The organism is Deltaproteobacteria bacterium (genome assembly GCA_019308925.1).
GTDB lineage: Bacteria > Desulfobacterota > B13-G15 > B13-G15 > RBG-16-54-18 > JAFDHG01.
Genome location: JAFDHG010000089.1, coordinates 1 through 7,264 on the forward strand (window position 1 = coordinate 1; position 7,264 = coordinate 7,264).

5 protein-coding genes are annotated in these 7,264 nt (G+C 54.7%); 1 reads left to right on the plus strand and 4 read right to left on the minus strand.

Annotation, left to right across the window (positions count from 1 at the left end; genetic code table 11):
• On the plus strand, positions 1-1,958 hold a 1,958-nt coding region (locus JRI46_11785), incomplete at its 5' end, for an acetate--CoA ligase family protein (protein ID MBW2040245.1).
• Between the two features lie 23 nt (positions 1,959-1,981).
• Here JRI46_11785 and JRI46_11790 read toward each other — a convergent pair.
• From JRI46_11790 to JRI46_11805, 4 genes are all read right to left on the minus strand, one after another.
• Complete coding sequence (locus tag JRI46_11790) at positions 1,982-2,794, minus strand: DUF169 domain-containing protein (GenBank protein MBW2040246.1); 813 nt, start codon at positions 2,792-2,794, stop codon at positions 1,982-1,984.
• A gap of 67 nt (positions 2,795-2,861) precedes the next feature.
• Positions 2,862-3,155, minus strand: a complete 294-nt coding sequence (locus JRI46_11795; protein ID MBW2040247.1) for a hypothetical protein — start codon at positions 3,153-3,155, stop codon at positions 2,862-2,864.
• Positions 3,155-6,253, minus strand: a complete 3,099-nt coding sequence (locus JRI46_11800; protein ID MBW2040248.1) for an efflux RND transporter permease subunit — start codon at positions 6,251-6,253, stop codon at positions 3,155-3,157. Before JRI46_11800 ends, JRI46_11795 begins: the two co-directional genes overlap by 1 nt.
• Entirely contained in the window at positions 6,240-7,238 is a 999-nt protein-coding gene (locus JRI46_11805) for an efflux RND transporter periplasmic adaptor subunit (protein ID MBW2040249.1), read from the minus strand. The genes JRI46_11800 and JRI46_11805 overlap by 14 nt, the downstream gene beginning before the upstream one ends.
• Between the last annotated feature and the right edge of the window lie 26 nt (positions 7,239-7,264).

The window sequence follows — 7,264 nt, forward strand, 5'->3', positions numbered from 1 at the left end:
GTGGTGGTGTGGTCTTTGGCAGGAGGGTGCTGGCCTCGGTGGACGAACTCCCCGAGGGGATAGATGTGGCGGTCATCCTCACCCCAGCCGACACTGTACCTGCTATAGTCGATGGATGCGGGCGCAAGGGGATCAGATGGGCCATCGTGGAGACAGGGGGGTTTGGGGAATATTCTGAGGAGGGCAGGAGGTTAGAGGAAGATCTGCTACGGGTCGCCAGGAGGTGGGGGATCCGCTTGATCGGCCCCAACGGGATTGGGATCATCAATATGGGCAATGGCTTTGTCACACCCTTTTTTCCCCTCCGGAGGGAGGCCTTGCGGGAGGGGAAGGTGGGGATCATATCCCAGAGTGGTGGGGTGGTCTTTGCATTGATCAATCTGCTTGCCAGCAGCAACATCGGTGTGAGCAAGGTGGTGAGCATGGGAAACAAGTTGGACCTGGATGAGATCGACTACCTCACATATCTGGTGCAGGATGAGGAGACGGAGATCATCGTCCTCTATCTGGAGAGCATCAGCCATGGCTGCAGGTTAACGGAGATAGCTAAGGAGACAAAAAAGTCCATCATCGTCCAAAAGGTCAATATATACCCCTCCAGCACCCAGATCGCCAGGTTTCACACTGCTGCCCTGGCCACCGATGATCGGGTTGTGAGTGCTGCCTTTAGGGGGGCGGGCATCGTCAGGGCCCGTGACTATCGGGAGGTGGTCAACTTTGTAAAGATCTTCAGCATCCCCCCCATGAAGGGGAATAACCTATTGATCATCTCCCGCTCTGGGGGGATAGCCATATCGGCCTCAGATTTTGCCGAGGAGCATGGATTTCAGCTCTATCCCCTTTCTGAGGCGTTTCTGCGCCGAGTACAGAAGGCCTTTCGGGCTAAGGTGATCACACCTACAAATCCCCTCGATGTGGGTGACCTGTTCGATTTCAACTTCTACACCCAGATCACCGAGGAGGTGTTAAAGGAGGAAGGAGTAAATGGGGTCCTCTTTCAACATGCCGCCGCCCCTGGTTTGGAAACGGAGGAGTCGATAAAATTGGGGAAGGCCTTCGACAATCTGGCCCAGAGGTATCAAAAGCCCATTGCACTTTGCTTCCTCTCCGATGAACAGAGCATCGCATTTGTCAAAAAGTCCCTGGACTATCCCATGTTCACCGAGCCGGGAGAGGCCCTGCCCGCCCTGGCCGTATCGAGGGATCGTTATCGACGGTCCAAGGAGATAGAGAGGGAAAAACCTCCCCCCTCTTTCTTTTTAGATAGAGAGGAGATCTCCGAGATCATGCAAAGGGCCAGGGCGGCGGGGAGACCCCTTCTCCTCCATGAGGCCCTGGATGTCGTGACCGCAGCAGGGATCAAGACGGCCCCTTATTTCCTCTGCCGTGATCTGGAAGAGGCCATGGTGAGGGCCAAGGAGTTGGGTTATCCCTTGGCCCTAAAGGTAAATACCCCGAGCATCCTCCACAAGACAGATATGGGAGGTGTAGCCCTGGACATCAAGGAAGGGGAGAAACTAAGGGATAAATTTGGTCAACTCCTCTGGATACCAGAGAAGTTGGATCATCAGGGGGGGATATTGCTCCAGAAATTTGTGACCGAAGGTGTGGAGATGATCTTGGGGGGAAAGGTGGACGAAGGCTTCGGCCCCATCGTCCTGCTCGGTTTCGGGGGGATATACGCCGAGGTCTTTGGGGATACCACGCTGCGTGTCCTCCCCTTAACCGAAAGAGAGGCAGAAGGGATGATCGCTGAATTAAGGGGCTATCCCCTCTTGCGGGGGGCACGGGGGAACGCTCCTTTTGACCTGGCCTTTCTCAAAGAGGCCCTGCTACGGCTTTCACAGTTGATGATCGACTTCCCCCAGATCAAGGGGGTGGATCTCAACCCCCTCTTCCTCTTTCAGGAGGGGGAAGGAGGGATGGTGGTCGATGCGAGGATTATCACCGAGGTTTGAAAAGGAACAAAGTCTCATTGTTCCTATTCCATAAGTGCTTTCCATGTTTCTCGTTGTAAGAAGCTTCCTTCTACATTGCCTTCCATCTCTTGAAACATCGTGAAAGGAACCGCGAAACTCAACAGATCTTTTCCCAACTGTTTTCTGACGTTCTTCCTTGCCGATATGTCTGTAAACCCCACTACTGCTCTTGGTTTTTCAGCTCTTACTTCTTTATAGGGGTAGATACCAATTGTCTGGCAACCGGCGGCATACGGAATGATGACGTTCTCGTTACCTTCCCTGCCATAGTTTGCCAGAATCACAAGGGCGGAAAGCTGGTCCGGGTCAGCCAAGAATACGATAACTACCGGTTCTTCCTTCCGTAAATCTGCGTCTTTCAGGGGCTTGAACACGACGTATTTTGCAGGGATATCCACGATGGGCAAAAGTTCGACAAATCTCTTTACCAACTCGGGTGATTCTACGTAACGTTCGCCATACATGAAATCGTCAGTAAACTCACCTCTTCCAGCCTTACCAATGGCTTCTCCTACCTTCCTTCCTTGATCCCATTGCTCATTTCCTGTTGATAGAAAATGATAAAAACAATCAATGCCTCCAGGAAAATTCACATACTGGTTACCAAATCCTAAGCCGACACCTCCACCCCAGCAACCATATGTCTGCCTATCAAATACAGTTGTTTTACCTTTAGCTGCACTGGCAAACATAAACATTACGCATCCCCATTTCCCCTTTTTGAACTGGAGTGCATTTTGGGGTTTCTCATCTGTCCAAATAAGGGCCACAGGATGGTATTTTAGATCAAGGGCGCCGGCTATTTTACTTTCCACCATTTTGCCTCCTAAAAATTATATTACGCTAATTTCATCAAATTGGAGTCCATCCAAAAGGAGTAGGTCAGACGATCTTCTCCACCGGCCACATAAAGGCAAAAAGCCCCTTGTCCCCCACCTGGGCATCCAGTCCCTTTATCCGATCGGTCAATTCCTGAACCTTCTCCCTTTCATCTATGACGATGCCCAACACCATGTTTGCCCCGGGCCATATAGGGGAATCGAGGCGGGGGTTGCTCACCTCCCCCTTCCCCAGGACGCGCTGCCACTTGGTGTACTTGTCGATCTCTAATCCTTCCAGCAACTCCATCACCTCCTCATCGATGGCCTGGTTATAGATCATCATGATCATATACATCACTTCTTCCTCGCCTCCCTCCTGCGCTCGATGAAGTAATAGAGGGTGGGGACGAAGATGAGGGTGATGAGGGTAGAGGTCAAGAGCCCTCCGAAGACGGTCAATCCCAGGGGCCTCCATGCCTCTGACCCCTCCCCCCGGCTCACGATCATCGTAAAGGCACACCCCATGGTGGTGAGGGTGGTCATAAGGACAGGGCGCAGACGACGGCGCCCCCCGGTTCTGATGGCCTCAAGCAACCCCAGACCCCTGGCACGCATGAGGTTGATATAGTCCACCAGCACGATCCCGTTGTTCACCACGATACCCACCAGCATGATCATCCCGATGAGAGAGACCATGTTAAAGGTGGACCCCCCGAGCAATAGGAAGAGGAGGACTCCGATGAAGAGGAAGGGGATGGAGAACATGATGATAAAGGGGTGCAGAAGGGACTCAAATACCGAGGCCATCACCATGTAGACCAGGATGACACCCAGGCCCAAAAGGAGGAAGAGGGCCCGGAAGGACTTGCGCTGCTCCTCCACCTCCCCTCCCCAGGAGGTCATTATCCCCGGGGGTTTCTGCATCTTCGTCAAAGCCCTATCCAGGTCCTTTGCCACATCCCCCATAGGCCGCCCCCTCACATGGGACTCCACCCTTATGACCCTCATCTGGTTCTTCCGGTAGATCTCTACCGGGCCATGGCTCACCTGCAACTGGGCGATATTTTTCAGCTTTACGTGCTTGCCACTGAGAAGGGCAATGAAGGTGTTTTCGATGTCCCAGATCATCCGCCGCTGGGGCTCCTTCAGGCGTAGGAAGATGTCGTACTCGCTGCCCGCCTCAAGGAACTTGGCCGCTTCATGACCGTAGAAGTTGGTGCGCATGGTCTCTGCTATCTGGTTTACGGTCAGGCCCAGGCTTGCCGCCCTCTCCCTGTCTATCCTGATATGGATCTCCGGCTTTCCGGGGTCGTAATCAAGGGAGACATCCACTGCGCCTGGGATGCGCTCTAAGGTCCTTTTTACCTTGAGGGCAAAGGCGGAGAGTTGCTCCAGGTCATGCCCCATGACTTCGAGGCTGATCGGTTTCCCCGCACCCATCAGGATCCGCTCCATGGGGTCCTGCGTTCCCACCCCCACCCTCCGCAGGCCAGGTATACGGGAGATCTTTTTGCGGAGCACAGAGGCTATCTCCTGAGAGGATCTCTCTCTATCTTCTTTGTCCACCAACCTGACACCCCCATAGCCAATGTGACTCCCCATCTTGCTCCCGAAGGCCCGGGCCAGGCTCTTCTCCTCCTCACCACTGCGGACAGACATCACCTTAAGCTCCGGCACCTCCTGCCGGAAGATCTCCTCGACCTTGTGCATCACCTCATCGGTCTCCTCCACCCTGGTCCCCACAGGGAGCTCTAGTTGAGCCCGGATGTAGGAGGTGTCCTCTTCAGGCATAAACTCCGTCCCGATAATAGGGAAGAGGGCCAGGCTGGAGAGGAAGAGGAGGGCAGCAATGGCGATGGTGGTCTTTTTGCGCTGCAGGGCCCGATCCAGGAGCCCTCCGTAAAATTCCTCCATACCTGAAAAGATCCGCTCGGACCTCTTCATAAGGAATCGCCAGATCTTCTTTTTTGACTCTTTCCCTTTTTTTCTGAGGAGGCGGGAGGAGAGCATGGGGGTCAAGGTGAGGGCCGTGAACAAAGAGGCCAGGATTGTCACGGTGATCACGATGGCCATGTCCTTGAACATGATCCCGGTGAGCCCCTTCATGAAAATGAGGGGGATGAAGATGACCGCCAAGGTCAGGGAGGAGGCGGTAATGGCCTTTCCCACCTCCGAGGAGGCGAATATGGCGGCCTCCCCGGGTCTCTCCCCCTCTTCAACGTGTCTGGTAATATTGTCAAGGACCACAATGGCGTTATCCACCACCAACCCCATGGCAATGATCAGACTGGACAGCGACATCACGTTGATGGTGATGCCTAATATGTACATAAAGATGAAGGAGATGATAATGGAGAAGGGTATGGTGAGGACGATGATGAGGCTGTTTGTGGTCCGGCGCAGAAAGAAGAGGACCACGGCACTAACCGCTATTAGGGCCCACCAGAGAGTAGTAGAGAGGTTCTTGATGGAGACCAAGATGTCCCGAGAGGCATCCATGTTGATGGTGTAACCGACATCCTTGGGGAAGAGGTACCTCAGCTCCTCCAGCCTCTTCTTCACCCTCTGGGCCACGGTTACGGTATTGGTCCCGGACTGCTTCTGGACCATCACCAGGAGGGCATCCCTCCCATTCACCCGGACGAACATCGTCCGCTCCCTGTGGGTATCCACCACCTGGGCCACATCCCGCAAATAGATCAACGAACCGTTTCTCTCCCCCACAATGACATTGTTCAGCTCATAGGGTTCTTCAAACTCCCCCAGGACCCTTATCAGGTACTCAGTTTCCCCCATCTTGATCTTGCCTGCGGGCAGGTCCAGGTGCTCGGCGTGGATCTTATCGGCGATCCGACCGACCGAGAGCCTGTAGGCCTGAATCCTCTGCCGATCGAGCCTCACCTGGATCTGCCTTTCCAATCCACCCAGGATCTGGACGGCCCCCACTCCGGGGACGTTCTTCAATCGATCGGCGATGTATTTATCGACAAACTGATAGAGTCTGGGATAGCTCTCATCAGCGGTAAAACCGATGAAGAGGATGGGGACCATGGCCGTGCTGAACTTGAAGATTATGGGGTCTTCGGCATCATCGGGGAGTAGTCTCTTGGCGAACTCCAGCCTCTCTCTGATGTTGTTGGAGGCCTCATCCAGGTCTGTGCCCCAGTCAAACTTGCAGGTGACGATGGATTGGTTCTCGGCAGAGATGGATGTGATGGTATCCAGGTTATCGACGATGCTCAATTGGTTCTCTATACTGCGGGTGACCTTGTCCTCTACGTCCGCTGCCGCCGCCCCAGGATATACAGTAATGACACTGATGGCCGGGGGCTCGATATCCGGCAGCATATCCACAGGCAACTTGGAAAGGGACACTGCCCCTAGCAGCACAATCCCCAAAAAGACCATGATGGTGGTGATTGATCGCCTGACACCGAACTCAGGAAGCCTCATCTCCCCTCCCCATGATCTCCAAGGCCTCCCCTCCCCTTAAGAGGTGCTGGCCCTTGACGATCACCCTCTCTCCCTCCGTCAGCCCCTCCTCTATCTCCACATACGGGAAGGACGTAAAGACGGGTTTGATGATCTTTCTTTGAGCCTTTTCCCCCTCGGCGATAAAGCAGTGGTAGAGCCACACCCCCTCCTCCCTGAGGACCGCCTCCCTGGGGATGATGAGGGCCTCCCGATAACCCTTGACGATGGTGACCCTGGCGAACATATTACCCTTGAGGAGGAATTCCTTGTTGGGGATCTCCACCTTGACCATAAAGGTGCGGGTGGCTGGATCGATCCTGGGGTTTACCACGGTGACCTTCCCCCCAAAGGTCTTCCCGGGCAGGGCGTCCACCTTCACCTGGGCATCCAGCCCCGTTTTTACTTCACTTATTTCTATCTCGGGAAGAAAGCCGGTGGCCCTTACGAGCGAGATATCCTCCATCTCCAACAGGGAGGCCTCAATGCCGGGTAGGCCACCCCGGACCCTCTCCCCTTCGTCCTTGAACCGTGCTGTGATAAAGCCAGAGAAGGGGGCCTTGATAAGGGTGTTGTCCAGTTGGATCCGGGCGTTTCTCAGGGCTGCCTGGGCCGATTGATGACGGGCCTGAGCAAGCTCATAGGCCGTCCTTACCTCCTCGTATCGCTGCTGAGCAATGACCTTCTTTTCGATGAGTTCGGAAAAGCGTTTGTGGTCCCTTTCGGCCTGCTCCAGGTGGGCTGTTGCCTCAGCCAGGGCTGCCTCGGCCGCCTGTAGGGCGGTGGTATAATCGTCCTGTTCGATCCGGGCCAGGACCCCTCCCTTCTTTACGTCATCCCCCTCCCGGACGTATATCTTCTCGATAAGGCCCGATACCTTGGCGGTGATGGTGGCCCTTTTGCTCGGCTCCAGCTCCCCCACAAAGGTCACCACATCAGGGATTCGCTCCTTTTTAACCTCCATCATCTCCACCCTCACCTTGGGGGTCCCTC

Coding starts and splice junctions, on each gene's coding strand:
- JRI46_11795 (MBW2040247.1), bottom strand. CDS start 3,155: ATGTATATGATCATGATGATCTATAACCAGGCCATCGATGAGGAGGTG.
- JRI46_11800 (MBW2040248.1), bottom strand. CDS start 6,253: ATGAGGCTTCCTGAGTTCGGTGTCAGGCGATCAATCACCACCATCATG.
- JRI46_11805 (MBW2040249.1), bottom strand. CDS start 7,238: ATGATGGAGGTTAAAAAGGAGCGAATCCCTGATGTGGTGACCTTTGTG.